The organism is Ramlibacter paludis, assembly GCF_022012305.1.
Taxonomy (GTDB): domain Bacteria; phylum Pseudomonadota; class Gammaproteobacteria; order Burkholderiales; family Burkholderiaceae_C; genus Ramlibacter; species Ramlibacter paludis.
The window spans coordinates 633,848-660,102 of the sequence record NZ_JAKLTM010000001.1; the positions used below are offsets into that span (position 1 = coordinate 633,848).

At 68.8% G+C, this 26,255-nt stretch carries 30 protein-coding genes; 16 read left to right on the top strand and 14 right to left on the bottom strand.

What is annotated here, in order from left to right; translation table 11 throughout:
- On the bottom strand, positions 1-378 hold the full coding sequence (locus LZ009_RS03325; protein WP_275696448.1) for a hypothetical protein: 378 nt from the start codon (positions 376-378) through the stop codon (positions 1-3).
- Positions 379-582: 204 nt separating this feature from the next.
- Between LZ009_RS03325 and LZ009_RS03330 the strand changes: the two genes are divergently transcribed.
- Positions 583-1,644, top strand: a complete 1,062-nt coding sequence (locus LZ009_RS03330) for a hypothetical protein (protein ID WP_275696449.1) — start codon at positions 583-585, stop codon at positions 1,642-1,644.
- Here LZ009_RS03330 and LZ009_RS03335 read toward each other — a convergent pair.
- Genes LZ009_RS03335 through LZ009_RS03345 form a run of 3 tightly spaced genes read right to left on the bottom strand, consistent with a single transcriptional unit; the run spans position 1,641 to position 4,514 of the window.
- Positions 1,641-2,360 (bottom strand): arylmalonate decarboxylase, encoded by a 720-nt coding sequence (locus tag LZ009_RS03335; RefSeq protein ID WP_275696450.1) that lies wholly within the window; start codon positions 2,358-2,360, stop codon positions 1,641-1,643. The two genes, LZ009_RS03330 and LZ009_RS03335, sit on opposite strands and share 4 nt — an antisense overlap.
- Positions 2,360-3,331: a tripartite tricarboxylate transporter substrate-binding protein gene (locus LZ009_RS03340; protein ID WP_275696451.1), complete on the bottom strand. Its 972-nt coding sequence runs from the start codon at positions 3,329-3,331 to the stop codon at positions 2,360-2,362. Before LZ009_RS03340 ends, LZ009_RS03335 begins: the two co-directional genes overlap by 1 nt.
- Positions 3,332-3,359: 28 nt before the next feature.
- On the bottom strand, positions 3,360-4,514 hold the full coding sequence (locus LZ009_RS03345; protein ID WP_275696452.1) for a mandelate racemase/muconate lactonizing enzyme family protein: 1,155 nt from the start codon (positions 4,512-4,514) through the stop codon (positions 3,360-3,362).
- 120 nt (positions 4,515-4,634) lie between these two features.
- Between LZ009_RS03345 and LZ009_RS03350 the strand changes: the two genes are divergently transcribed.
- The 3 genes from LZ009_RS03350 (at position 4,635) to LZ009_RS03360 (ending at position 6,167) form a co-directional block, all read left to right on the top strand.
- The gene (locus LZ009_RS03350) at positions 4,635-5,033 is read left to right on the top strand and encodes a DUF1801 domain-containing protein (protein ID WP_275696453.1); all 399 of its coding nucleotides are present in this window, start codon (positions 4,635-4,637) and stop codon (positions 5,031-5,033) included.
- 7 nt (positions 5,034-5,040) lie between these two features.
- Positions 5,041-5,667 (top strand): class I SAM-dependent DNA methyltransferase, encoded by a 627-nt coding sequence (locus LZ009_RS03355; protein WP_275696454.1) that lies wholly within the window; start codon positions 5,041-5,043, stop codon positions 5,665-5,667.
- Positions 5,668-5,771: 104 nt separating this feature from the next.
- Positions 5,772-6,167, top strand: coding sequence for a hypothetical protein (locus LZ009_RS03360; protein ID WP_275696455.1), 396 nt, complete (start codon positions 5,772-5,774; stop codon positions 6,165-6,167).
- A gap of 3 nt (positions 6,168-6,170) precedes the next feature.
- On the opposite strand, the gene LZ009_RS03365 is transcribed toward LZ009_RS03360, so the two are convergent.
- Entirely contained in the window at positions 6,171-7,061 is an 891-nt protein-coding gene (locus LZ009_RS03365) for a LysR substrate-binding domain-containing protein (protein ID WP_275696456.1), read from the bottom strand.
- On the bottom strand, positions 7,058-7,993 hold the full coding sequence (locus LZ009_RS03370; RefSeq protein ID WP_275696457.1) for a LysR substrate-binding domain-containing protein: 936 nt from the start codon (positions 7,991-7,993) through the stop codon (positions 7,058-7,060). Before LZ009_RS03370 ends, LZ009_RS03365 begins: the two co-directional genes overlap by 4 nt.
- Positions 7,994-8,096: 103 nt before the next feature.
- On the opposite strand from LZ009_RS03370, the gene LZ009_RS03375 reads away from it, so the two are divergent.
- The 6 genes from LZ009_RS03375 (at position 8,097) to LZ009_RS03400 (ending at position 13,862) form a co-directional block, all read left to right on the top strand.
- Positions 8,097-9,101 carry a Bug family tripartite tricarboxylate transporter substrate binding protein gene (locus LZ009_RS03375; RefSeq protein WP_275696458.1) on the top strand — a complete coding sequence of 335 codons (1,005 nt, stop codon included), beginning with the start codon at positions 8,097-8,099 and terminating at the stop codon, positions 9,099-9,101.
- 8 nt (positions 9,102-9,109) lie between these two features.
- A complete protein-coding gene (locus LZ009_RS03380) occupies positions 9,110-10,633 on the top strand; it encodes a UxaA family hydrolase (protein ID WP_275696459.1) in 1,524 nt (507 codons plus the stop codon).
- Between the two features lies 1 nt (position 10,634).
- Positions 10,635-12,074: an NAD-dependent succinate-semialdehyde dehydrogenase gene (locus LZ009_RS03385; RefSeq protein WP_275696460.1), complete on the top strand. Its 1,440-nt coding sequence runs from the start codon at positions 10,635-10,637 to the stop codon at positions 12,072-12,074.
- Positions 12,071-12,865 carry a 4-hydroxy-2-oxoheptanedioate aldolase gene (gene hpaI / locus LZ009_RS03390; protein WP_275696461.1) on the top strand — a complete coding sequence of 265 codons (795 nt, stop codon included), beginning with the start codon at positions 12,071-12,073 and terminating at the stop codon, positions 12,863-12,865. The genes LZ009_RS03385 and hpaI overlap by 4 nt, the downstream gene beginning before the upstream one ends.
- Positions 12,866-12,918: 53 nt before the next feature.
- The gene (locus LZ009_RS03395) at positions 12,919-13,329 is read left to right on the top strand and encodes a hypothetical protein (RefSeq protein ID WP_275696462.1); all 411 of its coding nucleotides are present in this window, start codon (positions 12,919-12,921) and stop codon (positions 13,327-13,329) included.
- A gap of 122 nt (positions 13,330-13,451) precedes the next feature.
- Entirely contained in the window at positions 13,452-13,862 is a 411-nt protein-coding gene (locus tag LZ009_RS03400) for a hypothetical protein (RefSeq protein ID WP_275696463.1), read from the top strand.
- Here LZ009_RS03400 and LZ009_RS03405 read toward each other — a convergent pair.
- The 4 genes from LZ009_RS03405 to LZ009_RS03420 form a co-directional block, all read right to left on the bottom strand.
- Positions 13,859-14,995 (bottom strand): DNA topoisomerase IB, encoded by a 1,137-nt coding sequence (locus LZ009_RS03405; RefSeq protein WP_275696464.1) that lies wholly within the window; start codon positions 14,993-14,995, stop codon positions 13,859-13,861. The genes LZ009_RS03400 and LZ009_RS03405 overlap by 4 nt on opposite strands.
- A 1-nt stretch (position 14,996) precedes the next feature.
- A complete protein-coding gene (locus LZ009_RS03410) occupies positions 14,997-15,956 on the bottom strand; it encodes a CAP domain-containing protein (protein ID WP_275696465.1) in 960 nt (319 codons plus the stop codon).
- A gap of 76 nt (positions 15,957-16,032) precedes the next feature.
- Positions 16,033-16,506, bottom strand: coding sequence for a hypothetical protein (locus tag LZ009_RS03415; protein WP_275696466.1), 474 nt, complete (start codon positions 16,504-16,506; stop codon positions 16,033-16,035).
- A 91-nt stretch (positions 16,507-16,597) separates the two neighbouring features.
- Positions 16,598-16,900, bottom strand: a complete 303-nt coding sequence (locus LZ009_RS03420; RefSeq protein WP_275696467.1) for a hypothetical protein — start codon at positions 16,898-16,900, stop codon at positions 16,598-16,600.
- Between the two features lie 112 nt (positions 16,901-17,012).
- Here LZ009_RS03420 and greB point away from each other — a divergent pair, with 112 nt between their 5' ends.
- A complete protein-coding gene (gene greB, locus LZ009_RS03425) occupies positions 17,013-17,594 on the top strand; it encodes a transcription elongation factor GreB (protein WP_275696468.1) in 582 nt (193 codons plus the stop codon).
- On the opposite strand, the gene LZ009_RS03430 is transcribed toward greB, so the two are convergent.
- The 4 genes from LZ009_RS03430 to LZ009_RS03445 form a co-directional block, all read right to left on the bottom strand.
- On the bottom strand, positions 17,578-19,833 hold the full coding sequence (locus LZ009_RS03430; RefSeq protein WP_275696469.1) for a RelA/SpoT family protein: 2,256 nt from the start codon (positions 19,831-19,833) through the stop codon (positions 17,578-17,580). The two genes, greB and LZ009_RS03430, sit on opposite strands and share 17 nt — an antisense overlap.
- Positions 19,834-19,926: 93 nt before the next feature.
- Complete coding sequence (gene rpoZ, locus LZ009_RS03435; RefSeq protein ID WP_077592946.1) at positions 19,927-20,130, bottom strand: DNA-directed RNA polymerase subunit omega; 204 nt, start codon at positions 20,128-20,130, stop codon at positions 19,927-19,929.
- A gap of 25 nt (positions 20,131-20,155) precedes the next feature.
- Complete coding sequence (gene gmk, locus LZ009_RS03440; protein ID WP_275696470.1) at positions 20,156-20,773, bottom strand: guanylate kinase; 618 nt, start codon at positions 20,771-20,773, stop codon at positions 20,156-20,158.
- Positions 20,774-20,781: 8 nt separating this feature from the next.
- Positions 20,782-21,705 carry a YicC/YloC family endoribonuclease gene (locus LZ009_RS03445; protein WP_275696471.1) on the bottom strand — a complete coding sequence of 308 codons (924 nt, stop codon included), beginning with the start codon at positions 21,703-21,705 and terminating at the stop codon, positions 20,782-20,784.
- 72 nt (positions 21,706-21,777) lie between these two features.
- On the opposite strand from LZ009_RS03445, the gene LZ009_RS03450 reads away from it, so the two are divergent.
- The 5 genes from LZ009_RS03450 to hemW are packed head-to-tail and all read left to right on the top strand — an operon-like array spanning position 21,778 to position 26,255.
- Positions 21,778-22,788, top strand: a complete 1,011-nt coding sequence (locus tag LZ009_RS03450; protein WP_275696472.1) for a serine/threonine protein kinase — start codon at positions 21,778-21,780, stop codon at positions 22,786-22,788.
- Positions 22,785-23,687: a PP2C family protein-serine/threonine phosphatase gene (locus tag LZ009_RS03455; protein ID WP_275696473.1), complete on the top strand. Its 903-nt coding sequence runs from the start codon at positions 22,785-22,787 to the stop codon at positions 23,685-23,687. Before LZ009_RS03450 ends, LZ009_RS03455 begins: the two co-directional genes overlap by 4 nt.
- 56 nt (positions 23,688-23,743) lie before the next feature.
- Positions 23,744-24,472 (top strand): ribonuclease PH, encoded by a 729-nt coding sequence (gene rph, locus LZ009_RS03460; protein ID WP_275696474.1) that lies wholly within the window; start codon positions 23,744-23,746, stop codon positions 24,470-24,472.
- Positions 24,469-25,068, top strand: coding sequence for an RdgB/HAM1 family non-canonical purine NTP pyrophosphatase (gene rdgB, locus LZ009_RS03465; RefSeq protein WP_275696475.1), 600 nt, complete (start codon positions 24,469-24,471; stop codon positions 25,066-25,068). The genes rph and rdgB overlap by 4 nt, the downstream gene beginning before the upstream one ends.
- On the top strand, positions 25,065-26,255 hold the full coding sequence (hemW, locus tag LZ009_RS03470; RefSeq protein ID WP_346730720.1) for a radical SAM family heme chaperone HemW: 1,191 nt from the start codon (positions 25,065-25,067) through the stop codon (positions 26,253-26,255). Before rdgB ends, hemW begins: the two co-directional genes overlap by 4 nt.

Below are 26,255 nucleotides of genomic sequence, written 5' to 3' on the forward strand. Positions count from 1 at the left end.
TCAGGCGCCGGCTTCCGCGTGCGCGGGCTGGTCGCTGCGCACCCAGTGCTCGGCATCACGCAGGTCCGTGAAGGTCGAGTAGGTTAGGCCGGCCTGCGCGGCGAAGCGGCTGCGCACGCATTCGTGTTTCAGGCTGGAAATCACGCAGGCCACGCGCAGGCCGCGGAAGGCGTTCGCCACCATGGTTTCCAGCTGACGCTTTTCCGCTTCGTCCAGCCGCGAGGTGGCCGCCAGCAGGTCGAGGACGACCTCGACGCTGGACGTCCGGCGCGCTTCCTCCGAGACCATCGCTGCCAGCCCGCACAGGTCGACGAGGTCGGCATCGCCGGTCGCAGTGCAGAGCAGGTACCGGTCACGCGAAACGCTGACGGTGAACATGTGCGGCTTTCCCGAGTTGCCCTGTCCTTACCTTAGCGGCCACGGCGCTGGCGCGTCGTAGGAAGCGGTCCAAGGATGAGCGCACGGGGCGGACGGATTCCACGAAAGTACCGAAAAATGCGCCGCCCCTGCTGGGCATTGGCGGCCCCCTTGGGACCAACGTCCCATAGGCCGCCGCGACGGCTGAGGCGAACATGGCGCCCCATGGCACGCACCGTGGTCCGCGCGGCGGCGCTCATCCTCCTTGTGGCGCTCGGAGGATGCGCCAGCGTGGGCCCGCCGACGCTGCCGCGCGACCGGCTGGCCTACGTTTCCGCACTGTCCGAATCCTGGAAGCAGCAGATGCTGCTGAACCTGGTGCGGCTGCGGTACGGCGATGTCCCCGTCTTCCTGGACGTCACTTCGATCATCAATGCCTATTCGCTGGAGAGCGAGGTCAACGGCGCCGCGCAATACGCGCCGCCGGGCCGGGGCGACACCTTCCTGGGGTTCGGCGGCAGCGCGCGCTACGCCGAGCGCCCGACCATCAGCTACGTGCCGCTCATGGGCGACAAGTTCGCCAAGGGCATCATGGCGCCGATCCCGGTGCCCGCGATCCTGCTGCTGGTGGAGAGCGGCTACCAGGCCGACGTGGTGCTGCGTTTCGCGCTGAACGCCATCAACGGAATGGCCAACGCGAATGCCGGCGCTTCCACGCGCGCGGGCGATCCGCGTTTCCTGGAGCTCATAGGCTTGCTGCGGGAAGAACAGGCTGCTGGCGGCCTGGGCTTCGAGGCCAAGCAGGAGGGCAGCCGCAGCCGCACGCTCATGCTGCTGCGCGAGCCGCTCGATGCGGCGATGGCCGAGCGGCACCGGCGCATCCGCGAATTGCTGGGCCTGCAGCCGGGCCTGCGCGAATACGACGTGGCCTTCGGCTCCTTCCCCGGTGGCGGGACGGAGGTCGCGATCCTCAGCCGCTCGATCCTGCAGGTGATGCTCGACGTGGCCTCACGCATCGAGGCACCGCCCGGTGAAGACGCGCAAGGCATCCTGCCGCCCCCCACGGAAGTAGCCGGCGCACGATTGCCGCCATCGGTGCGGGTGCGCTCGGGCCTCGAGCGGCCGGGCGATGCCTTCGTCTCCGTGCAATACCGGGGGCACTGGTTCTGGATCGCCGACGGCGAGTACCGCTCGAAGGCGGCCTTCAGCTTCCTGATGCTGCTGTTCTCGCTGACGGAAACCTCCACGGCGCAGACGGCGCCGGTGGTGACGGTGCCGGCGCGCTAGAGCAGCACGTCGAACAGGCGGCCGAAGCCCTTGCTGCGCGGATCCCAGCCGCCCAGGCGCACCACGTCCCAGAAGCCCGCGGGCGAACTGGCGGTGACCGGCAGGCCGAGCTCGCGTTCCAGCTGCCGGATCGCATCCAGCGTCAGCAAGCCGCCGCAGGAAATGAAGATGCCGTCTGCGGTGGGGTCGCGCAGGTAGACCTTGCGCGAGAGTTCGACCAGGGCACGCGTCGACACCTCACCCACTTCCTTGACGCCGGTGATGGACATGCCTTCGATGGCGGTCACGGTGAAGCCCGCGTGCTCGAGATAGGCGACGAGCTTGTCGTTCAGCTCGTCGATGTACGAGGTGGCGACCGCCACGCGCCGGATGCCCAGGCGGCGCAGCGCGGCGACGATGGCATGGCTCATCGTGGTGCAGGGAACGCCGGTCGCTTCCTGCATGGCCGCGCGCAAGGACTCGGTGAACTCCGGGCCGCGGTAGAAGCTGATGGACGTGCCCATGAGCGAGATCACGTCGGCGCCGGCGGCACGCAGTTCGCGCGCCTTGTCCAGCACGGTGTCGATCACCGGCGCGAAGCCCTCGGGCGACACGCCGCCGATGCCGAGCCCGCGCGCGATGAAGCGGTAGCGCGATCCATACAGATCCGCCGCGTCCTGCGGCACCTGGCCGTGCGCGGGCGGGACGATGAGGCCGATGACGGGGGTGCCGGCCATCACTCCGCCGAAATCTTCTGCGCCTTGATGATGCGCGCCCACTCGGTGGATTCGCGCGCCATCTCGGTGGCGAGCTGCTGCGGCGGCATGTAGGCTGGAACCGCGCCTTGTGCGGCGGCAGCCTGCGCGAGGTCGGCGCTCGCGAGCACGGTGCGCACCGCCTCGTTCAGCTTCTCGACGACGGCAGCGGGCGTGCCCGCGGGCGCCAGCAGCATCAGGCGCGGCGCCACGTTGAAGCCGGGGAGGGCGTCGGCCAGCGCCGGCACGTTCTCCGCGCCGGGCAGCTTGCCCGTGTTCATCAGGGCGATGGGACGCAGCTTGCCCGCCTTGGCCTGCGCGAGGCCGGCCGCGGCGCTGACCACGCCGAAGGGGACCTGCCCGCTGATCACGTCCGGCACGATCTGCGCCGCGCCGCGGTAGGGGATGTGGACGATAAAGGTGTCCGTCTTCGCCTTCAGCAGCTCGAAGCCCAGGTGGTGCACCGTGCCGACGCCCGAGGTCGCATAGGAATAGCGGCCCGGGTTGCCCTTGAGCAGCGCGATCAGCTCTTTCGGGTTGTTGGCCTTGATGTTGTTGTTGGCGACGATCATCAGCGGCGCGACGAACACGCCGGCCACCGGGGTGAAGACCTTCAGCGGATCCACCGACGCCCGCGGCTGCAGGTGCGAAGCGATCAGCATGCCGCTTTCGCCCAGCAGCAGCGTGTAGCCGTCGGCGGGCGACTTGGCCACCGTGTCGGCGGCGATCATGCCGGTGGCGCCGGCCTTGTTCTCCACCACCACCTGCTGCCCCAGCAGCGCGGGCAGGCGCGAGGACAGCATGCGCGCGATGGCATCGACACCGCCGCCGGCGGCATAACCCACCATCAGCTTGATCGGGCGGTTCGGAAAGGCCTGCGCGCCGGCGAGCGGCGCGGCCAGGGCCAGCGCGGTGGCGATCACGGCGCCGCGGCGGGAAAGAAGGAATCGCAAAGCTTGTCTCCTGTGTTCGTTGTCGTTGCTAGGCCTTGCCCACGCCGCGCGAGCCGGGCCGTTTGGCCAGTTCGGCAATGCGTTCGCGGTTCGGCCGGAAGCCGAGTCCGGGCGCGTCGGGCAGCGTGAGCATGCCCTGCGTCGGCTCCGGCAGTCCGTCGAAGACCTGCTTGCAGACTTTGACGGCCACCGAGTGGTATTCCACCAGCGAGCCGTTGGCCAGGCCCGCGTGCAGGTGCATGTTGTGGTGCGGCCAGGCGCCGCCGTTGGCGAAATGCGTGTTGAAGGCCGCGGCCATGCCGGCGATGCGCAGGCACTGCGTGTAGCCGCCGGTGATGCAGGCGTTGGGCTGCACCACGTCCACCGCCTGCGCCACCAGCAGGTCGCGGAAGCGGCTGGCCAGGCCCTCGTTCTGGCCGGCCGCGAGCGGGATGCGGGTCTTGGCGCGCAGCTTCACCAGGTTGGGGATGTCGTTCTGCGACACCGGCTCCTCGAAGAAGGTGATGCCCAGCGGCTCGATGCGCTGCGCGAGCGCCGCGGCGTGGAAGTAGTCCAGGCTGCAGTTGGCGTCGATGTAGATCTGCACGTCGGGGCCGACGGCGGCGCGCACGGCTTCGATGCGCTTCACGTCTTCGGCAATGACGTCGGCGAGCGGCCGCGGCTCGTCGCGCCGCTGCAGGCCGTGGTGACCCACCGTCATCTTCAGGCGCTGGAAGCCGCGCTCGACCCAGCCCTTCGCGGCCGCGGCCAGTTCGTCGCGGTCGAAGAAGGCGAAGCCGAAGGTGGCGTACACCGGCACCTGGTTGCGCGCGCCGCCCAGCAACTTCCAGCAGGGTTGGCCCAGGATCTGGCCCTTCAGGTCCCACAGCGCGAGGTCGATGGCGGCGATGGCGTGGCTGGCGTAGCCGGACTGGCCGCGCGGCGTGAGCAGCCAGTACAGCTTGTCCCAGGCCTGCTCGTGGCGCAGCGGGTCCATCCCCACCAGCGCGTGGGCGGCGATGTCGTTGACGATGGACGCGATCACCTCTTCCTCGGTGATGGCGGTCATGCCGGTGCCGATGCGGCCGTCGTCGAGTTCGACGTCGACGATGCAGACGGACAGCGAGGTGGACTTGGTGCGGCTGCCGGTGCCGACGGTGACGGGCAGGTTCAAGGGGGTCGCGCGGACCGAGGCGATCTTCATCGCATGGAGTCTGCGCGACGGTGCCGGGGGCGGCAAGCGGGTTTGGCGAAGGGCGCTTTCGCCGGGCGCGAAATCCGGGTTCTCCCGGGGGCGCGGCGCAGCCGTGGTAGAACAACGGCCATGACGGCCTCACCCCCCGACCTCATCACGCAGCGCATCGCCGACCTCGGCGACTGGCGCGGCGAAACCCTGGCCCGCATGCGCAAGCTCATCCAGCAGGCGCTGCCCGACGTCGTCGAATCCTGGAAGTGGAACATCCCCGTCTGGGAAAGCAGCGGCATCGTCTGCACGGGCGAGACCTATAAGCAGGCGGTGAAGCTCACCTTCGCCAAGGGCGCGTCGCTGAAGGATCCGGCCGGCCTCTTCAACTCCAGCCTGGACGGCAAGGTCCGCCGCGCGATCGACATCCACGCAGGCGAGACGGTCGACGCCACCGCATTCAAGGCGCTGGTGCGCGAAGCCGCGGCGCTGAACGCGGCCGGCAAGGCGAAGCCGGCGGCGAAGAAGGCCAAGGCCTAGGTCCGCCATGGCGGACCTGCCCGAAGACCTGGCGCGCATCACCGCAGGCACCCTGCGGCACTACGACGAGCGTGCCGCGGCCTTCTGGGAGGGCACGCGCGGCCACGATGTGCGGCAGAACATCGCCGCCTTGCTGCGCCACATCGAAGGGCCCGCGCCCTGGCGCATCCTCGACTTCGGCTGCGGGCCGGGGCGCGACCTGGCCGAATTCCGCGCGCTGGGGCACGAGGCGATCGGCGTCGATGGCTCCCGCGAGCTGGCGGCGCTGGCGCGTGTGCACAGCGGCTGCACGGTGTGGGAACAGGACTTCCTCGCCCTGCAGCTGCCGGCGGCGCAGTTCGACGGCATCTTCGCCAACGCGTCGCTCTTCCATGTGCCGCGCAGCGAACTGCCGCGCGTGCTCGCCGAACTGCATGCGGCGCTCAAGCCACGCGGCGTGCTGTTCGCGTCCAATCCCCGCGGCAACGACGAAGAGGGCTGGCAGGGCGCGCGTTACGGCGCCTGGCACTCGCTGGAAGGCTGGCGCGCCTTCCTGCAGGCTGCGGGCTTCGAAGAGCTGGAGCATTACTACCGGCCCGAAGGCCTGCCGCGCGAGCAGCAGCCCTGGCTCGCGAGCGTCTGGCGGCGGTCCTGAGACGGCGCTGCCCTGCGGCCGGCGGCGCGTGGGACCAAGGTCCAATACTCGCCGCGGCGCCGGCGCGCGGATCATGGACCACCCGCAGACCGTGGAGACAGACGATGAAGTTCGCGCCCCTCGCCCTCGTCGCAGCCCTGTTGGCCGCCTGCGCCAGCGGTGGCGGCGGCATGTACGACAAGCCTTATGCCTTGTTCGAACCCGACCAGCGCTCGGTGCCCGCCGACACCCGCGCGGCCTTCATCCTGAAGGTCGACGGCGAGGACCGCACCATCAACCGCAGCGACCCGGTGACGCCCGGCATGCGCACGGTGGTGGTGAGCGTGCCCGGCGCGCGCGGCATGAGCGAGTCGAAGCACGAAACGATGACGATCGACGCCAAGCCCTGCATGCGCTATTACCTGGCGGCCAGGCGCCCGACGTCCACCTCCAGCGACTGGAGTCCTTTCATCGCGGGCACCGAGCCGATCGGCGAGTGCATGAAGAAGTTCAAGCCGTAAACGTCACGCCTCCCGCAAGGCCTCGACCAGCGTCCGCGCCGCGGCCGGCGCCTCGTCCCCGGTGCGCAGGGCCAGGTAGTGGGTGCGCTGGGTCCACTCCTCCACCAGCGGAATCGCGTTCAATCCGAGGTGCGCCAATTGCGGCGCGATGGCCGCGGCCGGCAGCACGGCCACGCCGAGGCCGGCGGCGACCATGCGGCAGGCGGCATCGAAGCTGCGCATCTGCAGCCGCACCTTCAGTGTCTCGCCCATCGCCGCCGCTGCGTTGAACAGGCGCATGGACACGGCGTTGCTGCCGGCGATCACGATGAAGTTCTCGCCCAGCAGCTGGTGCAGCCGCGCCTCGCTCGCGCCGGCCAGCCCGTGACCGGCCGGCACCACCAGCGCCAGCTGGTCGCGGAAGAAGGGAAAGTAGGCCAGGCCCGGCGCGGGCGCCATCGCGTCGACCACGCCCACATCGGCACGGCCCTCGGCCAGCGCGGCATGGATCTCGGGGCTCATGCGCTCCTCGACGTCGACGCGGATGCGCGGATGGCTGCGCGTGAATTCCTCCAGTCGCTGCGGCAGTACCTGCAGCAGCGCCGACGCATTGGCCAGCATGCGCACCTGGCCTGCCAGGCCGAGGCTCCAGTCGCGCAGGTCGGTGGCCAGCCGGTCCGCATCGGCCAGCAGTTCGCGGCCCCGCTGGACCAGCATGCGGCCGGCGGAGGTGAGCTCCACGCCGCGCGAGGAGCGCTCGAAGATGCGGATGCCGAGCGCGGCCTCCATCGAGGAGATGCGCGCACTCGCGGCAGCCACCGCGAGCTGCAGGCGGTCGCTGCCGGCGCTGATCGAGCCGGATTCGGCCACGGCCATCACGACACGCAGCGTGAGCAGGTCCAGGCGCTCGCTCATGGGCGTTCCTTCGCGGCCTTGCGCAAACAATCCATCAACAACTCCGTCGTCGTCGTCGCGCGCCGCCCGCGCATCGTGATCAGGCCGATGGGCGGCAGTTCGACCGGCACCGTCAGCGAAAGGACTTGCACGACACCTTCGCGCTCGAAATGCCGGCCCACCGATCGGGCCATGAAGCCGGCGGCCCCGCGTTGCGCGATGAAGGTGGCCTGCGCGAGGAAGGATGCGGTTTCGATCACGTCGCCGGGCGGCTGCAGGCCATGCTTGTAGAACTGCTGCTCCAGCTTCACGCGCAGCGAGGCCCAGGGCGGCGGCAGCACGCAGGGCAGCCCGGCCAGGTCGCGCCACGTCGGCCGCTTCTTCTGCGCCAGGGCATGGCCATGGGCGACCACCGCCACCATCGGCTCGTTGAAGAGGGGCTCGGTCACCAGGTCGGGCGCGGCGTAGCCCGGCTCCAGGCGTCCGACGAACAGGTCGAGCTCGCCCAGCCGCAGCTTGGGCAGCAGGCGCGTGAGGTCGCCTTCCTCCACCAGCACCGTCGCCTGCGCGAAGCGCTGCTTCAGCAGTGCCACGCCGCGCGCCACCAGCACCGGCAGCGCCACCACCATGGATCCGACGCGCGTGCGGCCCGCCGCACCGCTGGCTTCGGACGCGATCTCGTCGCGCGTGCGTTCGTACTCGGCCAGCACGGAGCGCGCGAAGCGCACGATGGCCTCGCCACTGGCGGTCGGTTCGCTGCCGCGGCTGGAACGCTCGAACAGCGTCAGGTCGAGCATGGTCTCCACCTCGCTGAGCATCTTCGAGACCGCCGGCTGGCTCACCGACAGGAATTCGGCGGTTCGCCCGAGGTGGCGAAACTCGTCGAGCGCCACCACCAGCTGCAGGTGGCGCAGCTTGATGTTGGAGCGCAGGACGCGATCGATCTGGGCCATGCCGGCATCATAGTTAACCGGCGACTCATGAAGCAATTCTGAATTGTGATTGGACCGTTATGGCCGGCGCGCGAACAATCCGGCTTCCAATCGAGGAGACATGATGTCCGGACAATCCGATTTCCAGCTGACCCGCCGCAAGCTGCTGCTGGGCACCTCCGCTGCCGCTTCGGGCCTGCTGCTGCCCGCGTGGGCCCAGGCTGCCGACGACTTTCCCAACCGCCCGATCAACTTCATCTGCCCGTGGCCGGCCGGCGGCACCGCCGACGCCTCCATGCGCGCGATCTGCACGGTGGCGTCGCGCGTGCTGAAGCAGCCGATCACGGTGGAGAACAAGGCCGGCGCCGCAGGCATGATCGGCGCCAAGGCCATCGCTTCGGCCCGGCCCGACGGCTACACCATCGGCCAGATCCCGATCTCGGTCACCCGCTTCTCGCAGCTGGGCACGCTGCAGGCCGACCCGCGCAAGGACTTCACCTTCCTCGCCCGCACCAACGGCCAGACCTTCGGCATCGCCGTGCTGCCTTCGTCGAAGTTCAAGGACCTGAAGGAAATGGTGGCCTACGCCAAGGCCAACCCCGGCAAGGTGACCTACGCGCACGCCGGCGTCGGCGGCGCCACGCACGTGGGCATGGAGGAGTTCGCGCTGGCTGCGGGCATCCAGCTGAACGCCATCGCCTACAAGGGCGGCTCGGCCGCGCTGAACGACGTGCTGGGCGGCCAGGTCGACATGCTGGCCGACTCCAGCAGCTGGGCGCCGCACGTCGAGGCCGGCAAGCTGCGCCTGCTGGCCACCTGGGGCGAGCAGCGCACCCCGCGCTTCAAGGACACGCCCACGCTCAAGGACCTGGGCTACAAGGTCGTGGTCGATGCGCCCAACGGCATCGGCGCACCCGCCGGCCTGCCGCCGGAAGTGGAGAAGAAGCTGCGCGACGCCATGCGCTTCGCCGTCAACAGCGACGAGTTCAAGGCGGTCGCCGCCAAGATCGACTCGCCGGTGATGTACCTCGATGGCCCCGACTACAAGAAGTACGTGGCGCAGGTCTATGACCGCGAGACCCAGCTGATCGAGCGCCTGAAGCTGAAGGAACTGCTGGCCAAGGGCTGAGCGGCACCATGAGCACGAGCCCGCTGATCCGGCTGCATCCGGCCGACAACGTCCTGGTTGCCAAGGCGCCCCTGGCGCTGGGCCAGGTGCTGCCCGAGCTGGAAGTGAGGGTGCGGGCCCAGGTTCCCGCCGGCCACAAGATCGCCGCGTGCCGCATCGCCAAGGGCGAACCGGTGCGCAAGTACAACGCGGTGATCGGCGTGGCCGCGCGCGACATCGAGGCCGGCGATTACGTGCACTCGCACAACCTGGAGCTCGTGGAATTCGACCGCGACCCGGGCTTCGGCCTCGACGTAAAGCCGGTGGCCTTCGTGCCCGAGAGCGAACGTGCGAGCTTCATGGGTTACGTGCGCGAGGACGGCAGCGTGGGCACGCGCAACTTCATCGGCATCCTGTCCTCGGTGAACTGCTCGGCCACCGTCATCAGCCGCATCGCCGCGCACTTCACGCCGGAGCGGCTGAAGGACTTTCCCAACGTCGATGGCGTGGCGGCCTTCCCACAGACCACTGGCTGCGGCATGTCTTCGCCCAGCCCGCACTTCGACCTGCTGCGGCGCACGCTGGCCGGTTATGCGCGCCATCCCAACATGGCGGGCGTGCTGATCGTCGGCCTGGGCTGCGAACGCAACCAGGTGGCCGACCTGGTCGACTCGCAAGGGCTCGAGAAGGGCCGGCTGCTGCGCACGATGGTGATGCAGGAAGTCGGCGGCACGGTGGAGACCATCGCGGCGGGCATCGAGGCGATCGAGGAGATGCTGCCGCTGGCCAACGCGTACCGGCGCACGCCGGTGTCCGCGAGCCACATCAAGATCGGCCTGGAGTGCGGCGGCTCGGACGGCTTCTCGGGCATCACGGCCAATCCCGCGCTGGGCGCGGCGATGGACATCCTGGTGCGGCACGGCGGCACGGCCATCCTGTCGGAGACGCCGGAGATCCACGGCGTGGAATACATGCTGACGCGGCGCGCGGTGACGCCGGAAGTCGGCCAGAAGCTGCTGGACCGCCTGGCCTGGTGGGAGGAGTACACCCGCGGCCACAACGGGCAGTTCAACGGCGTGGTCGGCCCCGGCAACCAGGCCGGCGGCCTCGCCAACATCTTCGAGAAGTCGCTCGGCTCCGCCATGAAGGGCGGCACCACGCCGCTGCAGGGCGTGTACGAGTACGCCGAGAAGATCGACCGCAGCGGCTTCGTGTTCATGGACTCGCCGGGCTACGACCCGGTGGCCGTGACGGGCCAGATCGCCAGCGGCGCCAACCTGATCTGCTTCACCACCGGCCGCGGCTCGATGTTCGGCAGCAAGCCGGCGCCGACGATCAAGCTGGCGAGCAACTCGCCGATGTTCCGCAAGCTCGAGGGTGACATGGACATCAACTGCGGCGCCATCCTCGACGGCGAGGTCGACGTGCCGCAGATGGGCCAGCGCATCTTCGAAGCGATCCTGCGCCACGCCTCGGGCGAGCAGACCAAGAGCGAAGCGCTGGGTCTGGGCGACAACGAATTCGTGCCGTGGCACCTTGGAATCGTGAGCTGACATGAAGCTGCAGAACCGGAACTTCATCGGTGGTGAATGGGTGCGTGCCGGCGACGGCCGCGAATTCGACGTCGTCGACCCCGCCACCCTGGAAACCATCACCCGTGTCGCCGACAGCGGCGCCGCCGACGCCCGCGCCGCGCTCGACGCAGCCGCCGCGGCCTTCCCCGCCTGGCGCGAGCGCAGCGGCCGCGAGCGTGCGCAGGTGCTGAAGAAATGGAATGCGCTGATCCTGCAGAACCAGGAAGCGCTGGCGCAGGTCATCTCGCGCGAGCAGGGCAAGCCGCTCGCCGAGGCGCGCGGCGAAGTGGCTTACGGCGCGTCTTACGTGGAATGGTTTGCCGAGGAGGCCACGCGCACGCACGGCGACGTGATTCCCGAGCCGGTGCGCGGCAAGAAGCTGCTGGCGGTGAAGGAGCCGGTGGGCGTCGTCGCGGCGATCACGCCCTGGAACTTCCCGTTGGCGATGATCGCGCGCAAGCTGGCGCCCGCGCTCGCCGCCGGCTGCACGGTGGTGGCCAAGCCGGCCGAGGACACGCCGCTCACCGCGCTGGCGCTGGTCGCGCTGGCGCAGGAGGCGGGCTTTCCCGCCGGCGCCATCAACATCGTCAGTGCCTCGCGCGAACGCACGCCCGAAGTCGTCGACGTGTGGCTGGACGATGCGCGCGTGCGCAAGATCACCTTCACCGGCTCCACGCCGGTGGGCAAGCACCTGGCGCGCGCTTCGGCCGGCACGCTGAAGAAGCTGTCGCTGGAGCTGGGCGGCAATGCGCCTTTCATCGTGTTCGAGGACGCCGACCTGGATGCTGCGGTCGAAGGCCTGATGGTGTCCAAGTTCCGCAACGGCGGCCAGACCTGCGTCTGCCCGAACCGCGTCTACGTCCACGAGGCGGTGCACGGGCGCTTCGTCGACAAGCTGGCGGCGCGGGTTGCCCCGCTGAAGGTCGGCCCCGCGACGGACGCGGCTTCGCAGATCGGTCCGATGATCAATGCGCGCGCCGTCGACAAGATCGAGCGCCACGTGCGGGACGCGATCGCCAAGGGTGCGAAGGCCGTGGCCGGCGGCCGGCGCCTCGAAGGCAACTACTACGCGCCTACCGTGCTGGTCGATGCCACGCCGCAGATGGAGCTGTCCTGCGAGGAAACCTTCGGGCCGGTGGTGCCGGTGTTCCGCTTCGCATCGGAGGAAGAAGTCGTGCGCCTGGCCAACGACACGCCCTTCGGCCTGGCTTCCTATTTCTACACCCGCGACGCCGCGCGCATCTGGCGCGTGGCCGACGCGCTGGAGACCGGCATCGTCGGCATCAACGAAGGCGCGCTGGCCGCCGAGGCCGCGCCCTTCGGCGGCGTCAAGGAATCGGGCTACGGGCGCGAGGGTTCGCGCCACGGCCTCGACGACTACCTGCATGTGAAATACCTCTGCCAAGGAAACCTGAAATGAGCGGCAATCCCTTCAAGGCGGCGCTGGCCGCGAAACAGGCGCAGGTGGGCCTCTGGCTCTCGATGGCCGATCCCTACCTGGCAGAAGTCAGCGCCACGGCCGGCTTCGACTGGCTGTTGATCGACGGCGAGCACGCGCCCAACGACCTGCGCAGCACGCTGGCCGCGCTGCAGGCCGTCGCGCCTTATCGTTCGCAACCCGTTGTGCGCGCGGTGGCCGGCGAAGTGCCGCTCATCAAGCAGCTACTGGACATAGGCGCGCAGAACCTCCTGATTCCGATGGTCGACACCGTCGAACAGGCGCGCGCGCTTGTGCAAGCCGTCCGCTATCCGCCCAATGGCATCCGCGGCGTGGGCAGCGCGGTGGGCCGCGCATCGCGCTGGAGCCAGCGCGCCGACTACCTTCAGGTGGCCGACGACGAGGTGTGCCTGCTGGTGCAGGCCGAGACGGTGACGGCGCTGAAGAACCTGGAAGCGATCTGCGACGTGCAAGGCATCGATGGTGTGTTCATCGGGCCGGCGGACCTGTCGGCGTCCCTGGGCCATCGCGGCAATCCGGGGCATCCGGAAGTGCAGGCTGCGATCGAAGGGGCGATCACGCGGATCGTGAAGAGCGGCAAGGCCGCGGGCATCCTGACCTCGGATGCCAAGCTGGCGGGCCGGTATCTCGAGCTCGGTGCGACCTTCGTTGCCACCGGGGTCGATGTGTTGCTGTACGCCAGTGCGGCGCGGAAGCTGGCGGCGGAGTACGGATTGGGTGCGGCCGTCGCGAAGCCGGGCGCGGCGTATTGAGCCGAGGCCCGCCCGGAGAGCGCATCCGCGGGCTGCCGCTAGACTCGGCAGCCATGCAGTTCACCAATCTCCCGGCGGCCGGCATGCTGGCCATCGCGACCGCGCTGGTCGCCGCGTGCGCAAGCGGCCCTGGCGTGCCCAACCAGCCTTACGCGCAATTCGAACCCGCCCAGGGCGGACTGGACGCCGACACGCGGCCGGCATTCCTGCTGGAGGTCGACGGCGAAGTGCGCTCCATCGAGCGCAACGACCCGGTCCAGCCCGGCTTGCGCAAGCTCGTGCTGAGCGTTCCCGCCGGCAACAACGTCGCCATGGGCTACGGCGGCTCGCGCCGGCTCGCCGTGACCATCGACGCCAAGCCCTGCGTTCGCTACTACCTCGCGGCCAGGCGCTCGGCGGACGATGCGCGCGAGTGGCGGGCCTTCGTTGCCGGCACCGAGGCGATCAGCGGGTGCCGGGCGTGAAAGGCGCGGCTCATTCTCTGTTGCTGGCTGGCTTGGCGCTGGCGCTCGCTGGCTGCGCGACAACTGCGGTGGGACCGGAGCGAAGGCTTGCTCCAGAGCTCTCGGGTCTGTGGAGGGGCGAAGTGCAGTTCCATTCGTCCCAGCCGATCGACGGTGAACTCTCGGGCACCAAGGAAATCGTCTTTTCCGTGTGTGACGGCGTGCCTTCGTTCTTCTGGAAGAGGGACAAAGGCTACGCCTTGGGCCTGGCGAGCTATCGCTACGAGCGCTCCGGAACGTCGCACGTGTTTTCCTTCGTCAAGGCGCAGGCGGAATCGAATCCGGCCTGGATCGAGACCCAGTCGATGGCGCTGGTCGAGGAGCCCGCAGGCGTGCTGACCGCCAGCTGGAGCCGCACGGTCAGCAACCCACGGACGGACGCCGGCGACCCCGAAAGGGTGTTCGCGCAGGTCGCCATCGGCCAGTTGCGCAAGACCTCCGACGATTGCGGCCGGTTCCGGCGGCCGGCAGACCTTGGAGGCCGGGCTGGCTAGCGTGTCTTTCGGGATCGCTTCTTCACCGCCTTCAAGCTCGCCTTCAGCGATCCCTCCAGCGTCCGCTTCAAGCGCCCCTCCAGCATCGCCAGCACCGCCGCCTCCTCGGGCTTGAGTTCGGCGATGTCTTCGCGCAGCTCCTCCTCGGCGCGCTCCTTCACCTGCAGCAGCAGGTCGCCCTCGACATAGGCGTTCAATACCTCGGGGTGCACGTAGCACTTGCGGCAGATCGTCGGCGTGTTGCCCAGGCGCGCCGACACTCGTTCGATCGCGGCCTTGATGTTCTTCTTCTGCGCGGCCTGGGTGTCGATCTCCTCGAACTCCTGCAGCGCCAGCGCAGCGAGCACGGTGCCGGCCCAGGTGCGGAAGTCCTTGGCCGTGATGTCGCTGCCGGTCACTTCCTTCAGGTAGGCGTTGACGTCGGCCGAGGTCACCTCGCGCACCTCGCCTTCCTCGTCCTGGTACTGGAACAGGCGCTGGCCGGGCAACTCCTGGCAGGCGCGCACGATCTTCGCCACCCGCCGGTTCTTCAGCTGCAGCCGCCAGGTCTTGCCGCTCTTGCCCTTGAACTGGAAGCGCAGCTCCGCCCCTTCCACCTTGACGTGCGGATTGCGCAGCGTCGTCAGGCCATAGCTCTTGTTGGTGCGCGCGTAATCGTCGTTGCCGACGCGGATCAGCGTGGTCTCCAGCAGGTGCACCACCGTCGCCAGCACCTTTTCGCGCGGCAGGCCGCGCAGCGCCATATGTTGCGCGATCTTCGCGCGCACGGCGGGCAGGGCGCGCGCGAACTCCATCATGTGCTCGTACTTGGTGCTGTCGCGCACCTCCCGGAACTGCTGGTGGTACTTGTACTGCTTGCGGCCCTTCACGTCGCGGCCGGTGGCCTGAATGTGGCCACTGGCCTTGGCGCAGATCCACACGTCTTCCCAGGCCGGCGGGATGGCCAGCTTGCGGATGCGCTCCAGCGTGGCCTCGTCGTCGACCTCGCTGCCGTTCGGCTTGAGGAAGCGGAAGCCGTCGCCCTTGCGCTCGCGCCGGATGCCCTTGTCCTCGTCGGACACATAGCTCAGGCCGGCCGATTCCGCGGCCTCCTTCGGGTCGACGGGCGTGGTGGTGAAGTCTTCCAGGGCCATGTCAGTTGCGGAAGTCCTGCGTGACCATCAGGCCCTGCGCGCCGCCATCGAGCACGCCGATGCCGACCCGACCGAATTGCGGCCGCAGGATGTTTGCGCGGTGGCCGGGCGAATGCATCAGGCCCTGGTGCGCGCCGGCCAAGGTGGGTGCCAGCGCCAGGTTCTCACCCGCGGCGAGGTAGCCCAGGCGCGCGGTGCGCATGCGGTCGGCGAGGTCGCGGCCGTCCGGCGTGACGTGCGAGAAATAGCCGCGCGCGTACATGTCGCGGCTGTGGGCGCGCGCCAGCTCCGCCAGCATGGGATCGGCCTTCAGCGGCTGCAGGCCGCGCTGCGAGCGCTCGCCGTTCACCAGGTCGAGCATCGCGTCCTCCAGGTCGTTGCGCACGACCGTCTTCGCGACCGGATAACGCAGCGCGATCGACTTGCGCGACTCGGGATCGACGGTCAGCGACTGCAGCGTGTGGTGGACGGCGGGGTCGAAGATGGGCGCCACCTGAACTTCGACCCATTCGGCCGGCGTGGCCAGCCGCGCCGCCAGCTGGCTTTCACGCGCCCAGACGGTGAACGGGCCGAGCGGCACCGTCAGCAGCACCACGCCGACGACCGTAGCGAAGATCGCGCCGTTGACGACGCCGGGAACGAGTCCCGCCAGCCGGTTCAGGACATTGCGATGCACGCCCGGCGGCGCCCAGCGCGCGAGCCGGAGCGTCGCGGCGCCCAACAGGAAGTGCACCAGGAAGAAGAGCAGCACGAACGCCGCCGGCGCCGCCCACACGCCGAGTTGCGGCAGCAGCGCCAAGGCCCAGGCGGCCGGATAGCGGTAGCCGAAGAACGCCAGGGCAAGGCTGAGCGCCAGCGTCAGCAGGTCGAGCGTCGCGTAGACGAAGCCGCGCGCCCAGCCGCCGACGGCGCCGATGCAGATGATGCCCACGAGCAGGGCGTCGACCAGGTTGAGCGTCATGCCGGCCGCAGTATCGGCCGGGCGACCGAATGGATGACGTAGGACGGTGCCGTCGCTTGGCTTCCGCGCGGGCGCGCTAGCGCACCACGTGAAAGAGCAGGGCCGCCTGCACGCTCGCCAGCATGCGCGCGAGCTCGCTGCTCTCCGGCAGCATCATGGCGTCGGCGGTGCCGCGAAAGACCTGCGCCCAGTGCACGGCCCAATCGCGCGTGTCGGTCACTTCGACGTACAGCGAGCAGCCGCCGCGCGCGTCGCGCGAGCAGCGGCCGGTGACCAGGTGGCCGATGCGCAGCTGGCGGCAGATCAGCTCCAGCGCGTGTTCGGGCGCGCGCTCGATGAATTCGGAGTTGACGAGGATCGCTTCGATGGCCGGGGTCTGCATCAGCCCGGTTCGGAGTTGCTGCGCGAGCCCGCTTCCCAGCAGGCGCAGCGCCGCATCGTCGCCGGCGGGCGCGAATGGCATGACGGCCACCAGCGGGCGGCGGAGCGCCTGGGCGATGTCCTCTTCGTCTTCGTCGAGGTCCTGGAAGTAGACGGTGGTGTTCTTCACGGGCAGGCAGCGGCGGCGGACGGCCGCCAGCTGATCTGCGCGGATTCTAGGAGCTGCGCGGGCGGCGCGGCCTCCCCAGATCGGGGGAGGCTCAGTGCGGGTGCTCGCCCTTGGTCACGCGGCGCCAGGCGGCGCGAGTGGCCTCGCGGGCTTCTTCCCAGCGCAGGCGGGAGCGTCCGCGCACGCGCTGGAAGTCGTCCTTCAGCGCGTGTTCCAGCTCGTCGAACTCGCCGTGGCGCCGCACCGGGCCGGTGTAGCCCACGCGGTAGGCGGGGCTGTAGTCCTCGTAGCTGAACTCGGCGCGGTAGTAGGGCTCGCGCCGGTACGCGTCGCGCCAGTACGCCTCCTCGGCGGTCGGGTTGATGGCGGGCGGGGCGGCGAGTTCTTGCGGCATGGGGCCATGGTGCTGCGCCGCCGACGAGCCACCCTGCGGCGCGCGGCGCTTCCGCATGTAGGACGCAACCGAAGTCCGCGCACCAGCGCGGCGCACTGGCTATGCTTGCGGGATGAGCAAGGCGTTCACGCGCGAGACCGACAGCGACATCGACGACGACGAAGACGGCGGCGGACTCCCTCCCTTGCCCGCGGGCAGCAAGAACTACATCACGCCGCAAGGCTACGCGCGCCTGCGCGCGGAGCTGCTGCAGCTGATCGACGACGAGCGGCCCAAGGTGGTGGAGATCGTGCACTGGGCGGCAAGCAACGGGGACCGGTCCGAGAACGGCGACTACATCTACGGCAAGAAGCGGCTGCGCGAGATCGATCGCCGCATCCGCTTCCTGACCAAGCGCCTGGAGATCGCCGAAGTGACCGACCCGACGGTGCACGCGGGCCGCGACCAAGTGTTCTTCGGCGCCACCGTGACCTATGCGGAAGAGTCGGGCACCGAGCGCACGGTCACCATCCTGGGCATCGACGAGGCCGACAGCGCGCAAGGCCAGGTGAGCTGGATCTCGCCGATCGCCCGGGCCCTGCTGAAGGCGAGGGAAGGCGACGTGGTGAAGCTGGTGACGCCGGCGGGGGCGCAGGAGGTCGAAGTGCTGCGGGTGGAGTATCCGCCCGCGACCGGGGTCAGCTCCCCGGCCTGATCCGCACCGCGTTCATCACCGAAGGCGTGCGCTTCAAATTGCGCAGCACCGCCTCGAGGTGGTTGCGGTCGCGCACCGAAACGACGAAGCGCAGGTCGGTGGCGTCCTGGGCGCGGCCGTCGTCCATGTCGACGTGCACGATGTCCGCTTCGGCGTTGGCCAGCGCGGCGGCGACGCGCGCCAGCGTGCCCTTGCCGTTGGCCACGGTCACCAGCACGCCGGTCTCGAAGGAGCGCACCGGATCGTCGGCCCACTCCACGCCGATGAAGCGCTCGGCATCCTTGTGCTGCAGGCGGCGCGCCACCGAGCAGGTCTCGGCATGCACGACCAGGCCCTCGCCGCGACCGAGGTAGCCGACGATGGGGTCGCCCGGAATGGGGCGGCAGCAGGTGGCGAACTGCACCGAGGCGTTCTCGCTGCCGTCCAGCGTAATCCCGCCTTGCGATACGTTCTCGTGCGCGGTGAAGCGCTCGCGGCTGAGAAGCAGCGCGTCCGGCTTCTCGCCCATCTCGCCCAGCAGCACCATCAGGCGCTTGGCGACGATGCCGGCAATCCGGCGGCCCAGGCCCAGGTCGGTCAGCAGCTCGGCCCGGCTGCGGTTGCCGGTGAAGCGCAGCAGCTTTTCCCACAGCGCGTGGTACTGCTCGTCGTCCGGCGGCAGGCGCTCCAGGCCTTCGGCGCGCAGCGCCTGGGCCAGCAATTTCTCGCCGAGCTCCTGCGACTCGGCATGCGCCATCGTCTTCAGGTGATGCCGGATCTTGGAGCGGGCACGGCCGGTGCGCACGAAGCCCAGCCACGCGGGGTTGGGAGCGGACACGGCAGCCGTCACCACTTCCACCACGTCGCCGTTCTTCAGCTCGGTGCGCAGCGGCACTTGCGCGCCATTGATGCGGGCGGCGGCCGTGCGATCGCCCACGTCGGAGTGGATGGCGTAGGCGAAGTCGACCACCGTCGCGCCGCGCGGCAGCGCCAGGATCTGGCTCTTGGGCGTGAACACGTAGACCGCATCGGGGAAGAGGTCGATCTTGACGTGGTCCCAGAATTCGGCGGCGTCGCGCGTCTCGTTCTGGATGTCCAGCAGCGATTGCAGCCACTTGGTGCCCAGCCGCTCCTGGCTTTCTTCCTGCAACGCGGTCGCCTTGTACAGCCAGTGCGCGGCCACGCCCGACTCGGCCACCAGGTGCATGGCTTCGGTGCGCAGCTGGAATTCGACGTTCACCCCCGAGGGCCCGACCAGCGTGGTGTGCAGCGACTGGTAGCCGTTGATCTTGGGGATGGCGATGTGGTCCTTGAAGCGGCCCGGCACCGGCTTGTACTGCTGGTGCAGCAGGCCCATCGCGGTGTAGCAGTCGGTGACCGTCGGCACGATGATGCGGAAGCCGTAGATGTCGGTGACCTGGGCAAAGCTCAGGTGCTTCTCGTCCATCTTGCGGTAGACGGAATAGAGCGTCTTCTCGCGCCCGGCGATGCGCACCTTCATGCCGGCGGCCTCGAAGGACGCCTCGACGTCGCGCTGCACCTTCTGGATCAGGTCGCGCCGGCGGCTGCGGGCTTTGCTCACGGCCTTGTTCAGGATGGCGTAGCGCCAGGGCTTGAGGTAGCGGAAGGCCAGCTCCTGCAGCTCGCGGTAGGTGGCGTTCAGGCCCAGGCGGTGCGCGATGGGCGCGTAGATGTCCAGCGTCTCGGAGGAGATGCGCGCCCACTTCTCGCGCGGCACGTCTTCCAGCGTCCGCATGTTGTGCGAGCGGTCGGCCAGCTTGACCAGGATCACCCGCACGTCGCGGGCCATGGCCAGCAGCATCTTGCGGAAGCTCTCGGCCTGGTTTTCCTCGCGGGTGTTGAACTGCAGCTTGTCCAGCTTGGTCAGGCCGTCGACCAGTTCGGCCACCGGCGCGCCGAAGCGCTCGATCAGCTCCGGCTTGGTGACGCCGCAATCCTCGATCGCGTCGTGCAGCAGCGCCGCCATGAGGGCCTGCACGTCGAGCTTCCACTCGGCGCACTGCGCCGCCACGGCGATCGGGTGGGTGATGTAGGGCTCGCCGCTGGCGCGGATCTGGCCCAGGTGCGCCTCGTCGGCAAAGCGGTAGGCCTTGCGGACCTGGTCGACCTCGGCCGGGTCCAGGTAGTCGAGCCGGGCGGTGAGCGCGGCAAAGCTTGCCGCTGCGGCGTTGGCCGCGGCGGGGGAGGGGAGGATGGGGCTGCTGGGTCGCTTGCCCGTGGGGTGGAGCACCGCGCTCATGGCCCCATGATAGAGGGCAAAACAAAAAAGCACCGCCAGGCGGTGCTTTTACTGGATCCCCGCCTACGCGGGGATGCCGGGCGAACGCTTCGCTTAACCCGGCACTTTCTTCAGCATCTCCAGCCCGATCTTGCCTTCGGCAATCTCGCGCAGGGCGGTGACGCCCGGCTTGTTCTTGCTTTCGATCTTGGGCGCGTGGCCCTGGCTCAGCATGCGGGCGCGGTAGGTCGCGGCCAGCACCAGCTGGAAGCGGTTGGGGATCTTTTCGAGGCAGTCTTCGACGGTGATACGGGCCATGGATTCTTTCCGAGGGGGGTTCTGTCTAGATGCCGAGAGCCTGGAAGACCTCGGCGCGCAGGCGGCGCTGGGACAGGTATTTCAGCCGCTGGGCGTGCACGATTGCCTTGAGATCGAACAGGGCACGCTCAAATAACTCGTTGATTATAACGAAATCGAATTCTTTTGCCTGCGCCAGTTCGGCAGCCGCATTGGCCAGCCGGGTTTCGATGACCTCAGGGGTGTCCTCGCCGCGCCGCTCCAGCCGCGAGCGCAATTCGTCCCAGCTGGGAGGCAGGATGAAGATCAGCACCGCGTTGGGATAGATGCGCTTGATCTGCAGCGCGCCCTGCCAGTCGATCTCGAGGATCACGTCGGCGCCCTGGGCGATGCGGTCCTCGATGGCCTTCTTGGACGTGCCGTAGCGGTGGCCGTGCACGTGGGCCCATTCGACGAAGCCGTCGGCCAGCACCATCTGGTCGAACTCGCTGGCCGGCACGAAGAAGTACTCGCGCCCGTGCTTTTCCTGGCCGCGCGGCGGCCGGGTGGTGTGCGACACCGAGGGCATCACGTGCGAGTCGAGCTCGCGCAGGGCCTTGACCAAGCTGGACTTGCCCGCCCCGGAAGGCGCGGCCACAACGAAAAGGTTACCCGGGTAGTCCATACGCGAGCTTATTCGATGTTCTGGACCTGCTCGCGCATCTGCTCGATCAGGACCTTCATGTCGACGGAGATCCGGGTCAGCTCCAGCGCCGCGGACTTCGAGCCCAGGGTGTTGGCCTCGCGGTGCAGTTCCTGGATCAGGAAGTCCAGCCGCTTGCCGATCTCGCCGCCCTTGGTGATCAGGCGCTCGATCTCGTCCAGGTGGGCGGCCAGGCGCGTGAGCTCCTCGGCCACGTCGATCCGGATCGCGAAAGCGGTGGCTTCGGTCAGCGCGCGGTCCTGGGCCGCCTCCGGCGTGGCCGTGCCTTCGCCCAGCGCCATCGCTTCCTTCCAGCGTTCGAGGAAGCGGTTGCGCTGCTGCTCCACCAGCTGCGGCACCAGCGGCCTGGCCTGTTCGGCCAGGGCGCGCAACTGCTTCAGGTGGCCAAGCAGCATCGTGGCCAGGCGGGCGCCTTCACGCTCGCGGGCGGACAGCAGGTCGGCCAGCACCTTGCCGGCCAGGGCCTGCAGCGGCTCGGCGTAGTCGGCGTCGCCGGTGTTCTCGGCCGAGGCCAGGCGCAGGATCTCGGCGACCGACAGGGCGCCGGCTTCCGGCATCCAGCTGCGCACGGTGTCCTGCACCGCGGAGACGCGCTGCAGGGTGCGCACCGAGGGCTCGCGCACGCTGTCGGCGGCCGTGCCCTCGACGCCCGCGCGCACTTCGACCTTGCCGCGCTTCACCCGGGCGGTGATCAATTCCCGCAGCGCCGGCTCGTGGGAGCGCAGTTCCTCGCCGAGTCGGAACGACAGGTCCAGGAAGCGGCTGTTGACCGAGCGGATCTCCAGTCCCAGGCGCGCCGCGGGTGTTGCAGGCTTGCCGCTTTCGTTGTTGGCAGGCTGCGAACCCGGGGTTTGCTGCGCCGAAGCGTAGCCGGTCATGCTGTAAACTGGCACGGAGGAGTTCTTTGCTGTTCGTTGCGAGGAAGGGACACCGGGCCATCGGCAGGCCCGCACAATCTTCAAATTATGTCAAAGGTCAAACCCGCCCCCTTGCCGCCGGATACCGTGATCGGCGGCTATCGGGTGGTGCGCAAGCTCTCCGCCGGGGGTTTCGGGGTTGTGTACCTGGCCGTCGACAACGAGGGCCAGCAGGTCGCCATCAAGGAATACCTGCCGTCCTCCCTGGCCACCCGGCCGCCCGGTGAACTGCTGCCGCAGGTGGCGCCGGAAAAGCTCTCCCTCTACCGCCTGGGCCTGAAAAGCTTCTTCGAAGAAGGCCGTTCGCTCGCCCAGATCTCGCACAGCTCGGTCGTGAGCGTGCTGAATTTCTTCCGCGAGAACGAAACCGTCTACATGGTGATGAACTACCTGGAGGGCGCGACCCTGCAGGACTTCATCATCACCGCCCGCGAGCTGAAGAAGCAGAAGGTGTTCCGCGAGTCCACCATCCGCTCGCTGTTCGACGAGATCCTGCGCGGCTTGCGCATCGTGCACCAGCACAAGATGCTGCACCTGGACATCAAGCCGGCCAACATCTTCATCACCGACGACAACCGCGCGGTGATGATCGACTTCGGCGCCGCGCGCGAAGTGCTGTCCAAGGAAGGCAACTTCATCCGCCCGATGTACACCCCCGGCTTCGCGGCGCCCGAGATGTACCGGCGCGATTCCTCGATGGGGCCGTGGACCGACATCTACGCCATCGGCGCCTGCATCTATGCCTGCATGCAGGGTTATCCCCCGAACGACGCGCCGCAGCGGCTGGAAAAAGACCGCCTGGCGCTTGCATTGAGCCGCCTGCGCGGCGTCTATAGCGACAACCTGATCGAAGTGGTCGAATGGTGCATGTCGCTCGATCCGCTTTCGCGCCCGCAGTCGGTGTTTGCCCTCCAGAAGGAACTGAGCCGGGAGGGCGAGCGGCGCTACACGAAGCTGTCGGTCGGTGAGAAGATGCGGCTCCAGTTCGACAACATGGTCACCGACACCAAGAAGAGCATGAAGCGCGCAACCGGGTTCGGCGGAGCCAAGGCACGATGAAATTCTCGGTCTTCCAGGTCAGCCGCAAGGGCGGCCGCGAAAAGAACGAAGACCGCATGGGCTATTGCTACACGCGCGAGTCGGGCCTGTTCCTGCTCGCCGACGGCATGGGCGGCCATCCGGAAGGCGAAATCGCCGCCCAGCTCGCGCTGCAGACCATCTCCGCGCTGTACCAGAAGGAAGCGCGCCCGGTCGTGAAGGACGTCACGGAGTTCCTCTCCGTCGCCCTCATGGCCGCGCACCACCAGATCATCCGCTACGCCAGCGAGAAGGGCATGCTCGACACGCCCCGCACCACGCTGGTGGCGGCCATCGTCCAGGGCCAGCACGCCACCTGGGTGCACTGCGGCGACTCGCGGCTGTACGTCGTGCGCGGCAACGAGATGCTGACGCGCACGCGCGACCACTCGTACCTGGAGCAGCAGAACGCCGGCGTGATCCGCATGGACCGGATCAACCGCAACATCCTTTTCACCTGCCTGGGCTCGCCGACCAAGCCGGTCTTCGACGTGACCGGCCCGGTGCAGCTGCAGCAGGGCGACAAGATCCTGCTGTGCTCCGACGGCCTGTGGGGCAGCCTGAGCGACCTGGACATCGTGCGCGAGCTGAGCGGCAAGCCGGTCGCGCAGGCGGTGCCCGACCTCGTCGAAGGGGCGCTGCGCAACGGCGGCGAGCACTCCGACAACGTCACCGTGATCGCGATGGAGTGGGAAACGCCGGACAGCTTCGAGTCCACCCGCGGCATCAGCACGGATTCGATCAGCGACGGCGTCTTCGCCTCGACCATCCAGGCCGGCGTGCTCGACACCCTGGTCGACGACCTCGACGACGCCGCCATCGAGCGGTCCATCGCCGAGATCAACGAAGCGATCAAGCGCTCGGCGGCCCGCAAGGGCTAGCAGCCCGTCATTCCCGCCCGCGCGGGATGACATTGCGCGATGGCTATGATTCGCGCATGTCTTCCTTTGTCCGTCCCGGCAGCCGCGCCGCCGACCAGCTCCGTCCCGTCCGCATCACCCGCGGCTTCACCATCCACGCCGAGGGCTCGGTGCTCATCGAGTTCGGCAACACCCGCGTGCTGTGCACGGCCTCGGTCGAAGAAAAAGTGCCGCCGCACAAGCGCGGCAGCGGCGAAGGCTGGGTGACGGCGGAATACGGCATGCTGCCGCGCGCCACGCACACCCGTGGCGACCGCGAAGCCGCCCGCGGCAAGCAAAGCGGCCGCACGCAGGAGATCCAGCGCCTCATCGGCCGCTCGCTGCGCGCCGTGTTCGACCTGAAGAAGCTGGGCGAGCGCACCATCACGCTGGACTGCGACGTGCTGCAGGCCGACGGCGGCACCCGCACCGCCGCGATCACCGGAGCTTTCGTGGCCGCACGCGATGCGGTGAACAAGCTGCTGGCCTCCGGCAAGCTGGCCGAGTCGCCCGTGCTCGGCCCCGTCGCCGCGATCTCGGTGGGCATCGTCGAAGGCACGCCGCTGCTGGACCTGGAATACGTCGAGGACGTCGCCTGCGACACCGACATGAACGTGGTGATGACGGGAGCCGGCCACTACGTCGAAGTGCAGGGCACGGCCGAAGGCGCTGCGTTCACGCGCGCCGAGATGGACGAACTGCTGCGCCTGGCCGAAAAGGGCATCGGCGAGCTGGTCGTCCTGCAGAACCAGGCGCTGGCGGCGTGAAGCTGGTCCTCGCGTCGAACAATGCCGGCAAGCTCGCCGAGCTGCAGGACATGTTCGCGCCGCTCGGCGTGCAGCTGATCCGCCAGGGCGACCTCGGCGTGCCCGAGGCCGAGGAGCCGCACCGCACCTTCGTCGAGAACGCGCTCGCCAAGGCGCGCAACGCGGCGCAGCACAGCGGGCTGCCCGCGGTGGCGGACGACGCGGGCCTGTGCGTCGATGCCTTCGGCGGCCTGCCGGGCGTGGACACGGCCTTCTACGCGACGCAGTTCGGCTATCCCAAGGGCGACGACAACAACGTCAAGGCCTTGCTGGAGCAGATGCAGACCATCCAGAACCGGCGCGCCGCGCTCGTCAGTACGCTGGTGGCGGTCCGCTCGCCGGAAGATCCGGAGCCGCTGATCGCCGTGGGTCGTGCCGCTGGCGAGATCGCGCGCGAACCGGTGGGCCGCAATGGCTTCGGCTTCGACCCGGTGATGTACATCCCGGCTTTCGGCCAGACCTTCGCGCAGCTGCCGCCGGAAGTGAAGAACGCGAACAGCCATCGCGGCCAGGCGGCGCGGCAGATGGTCCAGCTCATTCGCGAACGCTGGCTATGACCCCCGACATGCAACGCTACATGCGGCCGGGCACGCTGCAGCTGGCGGCCTTGCCGCCGCTGTCGCTCTACGTGCACCTGCCGTGGTGCCTGAAGAAGTGCCCGTACTGCGACTTCAATTCGCACGAGATGCAGCCTTCGGCGATGCCGGAGCAGCGCTACCTCGATGCGCTGGTGACCGACCTGGAGGCCTCGCTGCCGCTGGTGTGGGGCCGCGAGGTGCACAGCATCTTCATCGGCGGTGGCACGCCCAGCCTCTTCTCGCCGCAAGGCATCGAACGCCTGATCTCCGACATCCGCGCGCGGCTGAAGCTCGTGGCCGATTGCGAGATCACCCTGGAGGCGAACCCCGGCACCTTCGAGAAGGACCGCTTCAAGGCCTTCCGCGCGGCGGGTGTCACGCGGCTGTCGGTGGGCGTGCAAAGCTTCAACGACGCGCACCTGCGCGCGCTGGGCCGCGTGCACAACAGCGGCCAGGCGATCGCCGCGGTGGAGGAAGCCGCGGCTTCCTTCGAGACCTTCAACATCGACCTGATGTACGCGCTGCCCGGCCAGACGCTGGCGCAGCTGGAGGAAGACGTGACGCAGGCGCTGGCGCTGGCGCCGCCGCACCTGTCGATCTATCACCTGACCATCGAGCCCAACACCTACTTCGCCAAGTTCCCGCCGGTCACGCCACCGGAAGACACGGCGTACGCGATGCTCGATCGCATCACCGAGATGACCACCGGCGCCGGCCTGGAGCGCTACGAAGTCTCGGCCTATGCGCGGCCGGAGCACCGCTGCTGGCACAACTTCAACTACTGGCAGTTCGGCGACTACCTGGGCATAGGCGCGGGCGCGCACGGCAAGCTGAGTTTTCCGCATCGCGTGGTGCGGCAGGTCCGCTACCGCGAGCCCAAGCTGTACATGGACAACGCCCTGGCCGGCAACGCCATCGCGCAGGACGAGGAAGTGCCGCGCGCGCAGCTGCCGTTCGAGTACATGCTGAACGCGCTGCGCTTGCGCGAGGGCTTCGTGCTGCAGGATTTCGTGGATCGCACCGGCCTGCCCTTGAGCGCGATCGAGAAGCCGCTGAAAGAAGCGGAGGCGAAGGGCCTGATCGAGCGCGACTTCGCCCGCGTGCGGCCGACGGAGCGGGGCTTCGATTTCCTCAGTGACCTGCAGGCGCTGTTCCTCGCCGACTAG